We start from the raw sequence: 3391 nt of genomic DNA, 5'->3' as shown, positions 1-3391 counted from the left end.
GTCCTTTTCAAGATTAGTTAGAATTTCGCTTAACATATTCAATTCAAGTTCACGCTCGATATTATCATTATTCCAATTATTTATCTGAAGAGCAATTAAAATACCAATCACTACCAGAATAATTTCTCCTATGGCATAAATTAGGTACTTACTGAACTTATTTTCTGCCAGTAGATGTTTTCTAATTTTCCTAAAGAATTTTATCATTGGTTAATGGTTTGTTATAATGAAGCACAACGTTTTTGTATAAATAAAGTTGCGTTTTTGACAACGAGGAATTTCCGAAGGAAATTCAGAAGTTGGCAAAAAAGCAACAACTTTTGATAAAGCTAAAAATAGCAATTTTTTTTATACGGTGTTACCCAACGTTTTTTATTTTCAGATTAATTCAATTCCAGCTTTCTCAAAAATATTCTGTAATTCTTTTTCAATCGGAAATGGTTTTAATGGCGGAACATTCGCTCCTCCAGGATTTCCAACTGGAATTTTTCCAACAAAGGATTTCACACCTCCAAAAATCAGACGTGGAATTTGTCCAATAATTTCTTTTCCGTTTTTGATTTTAATTCCGAATTCTAACATTTTCCAATGTACAAAAGTATGAGCGTAAGGATATTTCTGTCCAATTATATGAGCTCTTTCCAAATGATTCCACGCACTTTTTAAATTTCCGTTTGCATATTCAGTTCGGTATTTATTCAATTCCGCTTTATAATATGGTTTCAGACTTTCAGGTATCGAAGTGTAAAATTTCATATCTATTTTTTTAAGTTTTCTATTCGGTTTAAATTCTAACGTTCTGTTTTTGTTAATGTTGGGTAACGGTTTGTTTATGGAAAGTTGCGGTTTTGTGAACGAGGAATTTCCAACGGAAATTCTGAAGTTTGCAAAAAAGCAACAGACTTTAAATTAAGCTAAAAATAGCAATTTTTTATAAACGGTGTTAGGTACAGTTATTTTTCAATTCCTTCATTTTCTCTTTGCTTTTCTATAAAGTCAATTCCACATTCTAGTTTTTCCGCCAATTTTGATTTTGGGTTTACAATTCTCCAAAATGGCGTAACTTCTTCGATGTCTTTTCCTACATTCAATTCCTCAAATGAAGCTTCAGAAACAATTCTCAAAAAAATTCCCGCTGTTACAGGACAGGTTTTGTCTGCTTGATATTCAATTGCCAAGTCATTTCTCATAGTTGATAATTCAGTAGATTTTCCAAAAGGTATATGCCTAACGTAGTCATCAATTATTTTTGGTGTAGCAATAAACATTTTGCTTCCTTCTGGAATGTCTGCGAATTTTTTGTCTGTCGTTTTAATTTTACATGACTTGTCACAATCCCTTTTTTCTATCCAAGTTTTCTTTGCCATTATTTACTAAGTTTTTTCTTGATGTTTCTTCCTAATTGTGCCTAACGTTGTTGTATATGGTTTGTTGCGTGTTTAAAGCACCTAATTTAGTAAATAATTACCAACCAAGAAAGCCCGCGAGGACTTTCGTAAGTAGGCAAGAAGCCAGCAATAAATTATATACGGTGTTGGCGGTAGTTTTTATTTTTTCGGCAAGTACAATTTTATGTCTCCGTTTCCAAAAAGTACTTTATCCAAATGACCCATTTTTCTTCTGTCCGTTGTAATTAGATGCATATGTACATTGGAATCGTGATGTGTAAAAACACCTTTATGTTCCGTTGAAAAGAAACCTACTATTTCCACTTCACTATTTCCTAATGCATAGTTTATCTGTCCTTGATGTGCTTCTTCTGGGGAACTGACTTTTGTTCCTTTGGGTAAGTTTTGAATATGGATTTTGGCACTATCAATTTGCCCTTTCAATTTAAAAACAAAAGGTCTATTAAAATCAAGTGCTTTTTTGTCGATAAACTCTTCTAATTCCTTAATTGTCTTGATGTCTGAAGGTAAGTCTTCAATATTCCAATCCGTTTGATTAGCATAAACTAAAAATGGTGCTTTAACTTGGTAAGTTTCCTCAACAACCATTGTTGTGTCTGATGTTACTGTAGAAACATAGGATTTTCCATCAATTATTAATAGTTCTCCTGTTAGGTATTCAACTGGTCCTATACCATAAAGCCCTTTTTTGTCCTTAATTGTATCAAGATTTATTGTTCCTACAAGTTCACCTTTCCACATCACATTTTTCATTGCTCCAATGATTTTTATGTTATTTTTTGTTGGTTTAGTACTTGTACTGCAACTTGTTATTAAAAGAATTATAATTGAATTTAATAAAATAATGTATTTCATTTTATGAATTTTAGTTAAAAAAAATGGGAGTTTGGGTATACCAAACTCCCAAAATTGTTTTAAATATTAAGATTTTGTTTCAGCTTTACCAACTAAACAAGCTTCTTTTTTATCTCTTGTACAGTTTTTTCTTTCTTCTTCTGTACAAGTTTTTTTGTTTAAAGAACAAGTGTTTTTATCCCTTTTACAATTTTTCATATCTTCTGATGAACAAGTTTTTTTGTCAGCAGAACAATTACTATTGTTCATTTTACAATTTTTCATTTGTTCTTCAGAACAAGCTTTCTTGTCCATTGTACAAGTTTTTGTTTGCTCACAACTTTGTTTTTTTTCTTGAGCATTAACGCTTAAACTTACAAATAGCAAAAGCATTACAATTGAAATTATATTTTTCATTGTATTATTTTTAAATGATTATTTATTTTTAAAATCTAAATTTTAGCAAATAATTTTTGGAGGTTGCCAAATTTTAGAAATATAACCATTAAGAATAATTTCTTTGAAGTAATATTTTTGTTTCTCAGCTATTGATTTAAAGTAAACGTCTGAAAAAGTAAAATTATTTGGTAGGAAAACAAATATTGAGGAAAGATTAATATTTAAAATGCAATTTTGTTTGTTAAAAGGATTATTCCCTTCTTTGCTTTTTTGCTTATTGCAATGTTGCATACATTTATTTTCACAAGAATCCATTATTTCCATTTTAATGAATTTTGCTACTGGGAGCAAATTCATTAAAATAAAATAGGTTAATAATATGATTACTGTAAATTTCATTATGCAAATGTAACTATTTTTTTCATTTTAGGAGATTAGTCTTTTTAGCACAATTTTATAATTACCGCCAACGTATTTCTTTAGTTTGTAATAAATATCTTTATAAAGAAAGAGAGGAGAACTATAACGTGTTTTAGATTTTGAGCTCCACTGCACGTACGAGTCCTCTCTTTCTATAAAGTTGCCGAGAACCATTTGGAATACCAGGAGAAAAATCTCCCGATAAAGGAAGTAGTTAAAGCAACATATTTATTAACCTAAATGTAAAAATATGAAAAATTACAAAGAAGTAGTAGGAATTGATGTATCAAAAAAAACAATTGATGCATATTGTTATCAATCCGAAGTCC

Annotated in this window: 6 protein-coding genes; all 6 read right to left on the bottom strand. The window is 29.8% G+C overall.

Features of this window, described 5'->3' with window-relative positions; translation table 11 throughout:
• Positions 1–207: DUF6090 family protein (locus IU405_RS15645; RefSeq protein WP_231749530.1), on the bottom strand; the 207-nt coding region annotated here is incomplete at its 3' end.
• Positions 208–378: 171 nt separating this feature from the next.
• Entirely contained in the window at positions 379–756 is a 378-nt protein-coding gene (locus IU405_RS04120; RefSeq protein ID WP_197437347.1) for a DUF3703 domain-containing protein, read from the bottom strand.
• 197 nt (positions 757–953) lie between these two features.
• A complete protein-coding gene (locus IU405_RS04115; RefSeq protein WP_197437346.1) occupies positions 954–1367 on the bottom strand; it encodes a hypothetical protein in 414 nt (137 codons plus the stop codon).
• Positions 1368–1547: 180 nt separating this feature from the next.
• Positions 1548–2264 carry an acetolactate decarboxylase gene (locus IU405_RS04110; RefSeq protein ID WP_231749528.1) on the bottom strand — a complete coding sequence of 239 codons (717 nt, stop codon included), beginning with the start codon at positions 2262–2264 and terminating at the stop codon, positions 1548–1550.
• A gap of 66 nt (positions 2265–2330) precedes the next feature.
• Positions 2331–2660 (bottom strand): hypothetical protein, encoded by a 330-nt coding sequence (locus tag IU405_RS04105; protein ID WP_197437345.1) that lies wholly within the window; start codon positions 2658–2660, stop codon positions 2331–2333.
• Between the two features lie 42 nt (positions 2661–2702).
• Positions 2703–3041: a hypothetical protein gene (locus IU405_RS04100; RefSeq protein WP_197437344.1), complete on the bottom strand. Its 339-nt coding sequence runs from the start codon at positions 3039–3041 to the stop codon at positions 2703–2705.
• Between the last annotated feature and the right edge of the window lie 350 nt (positions 3042–3391).

The organism is Polaribacter sp. BAL334 (assembly GCF_015767435.1).
In the GTDB taxonomy this organism is placed as follows: domain Bacteria; phylum Bacteroidota; class Bacteroidia; order Flavobacteriales; family Flavobacteriaceae; genus Polaribacter.
This window is presented reverse-complemented; position numbering and strand designations above follow the sequence as displayed.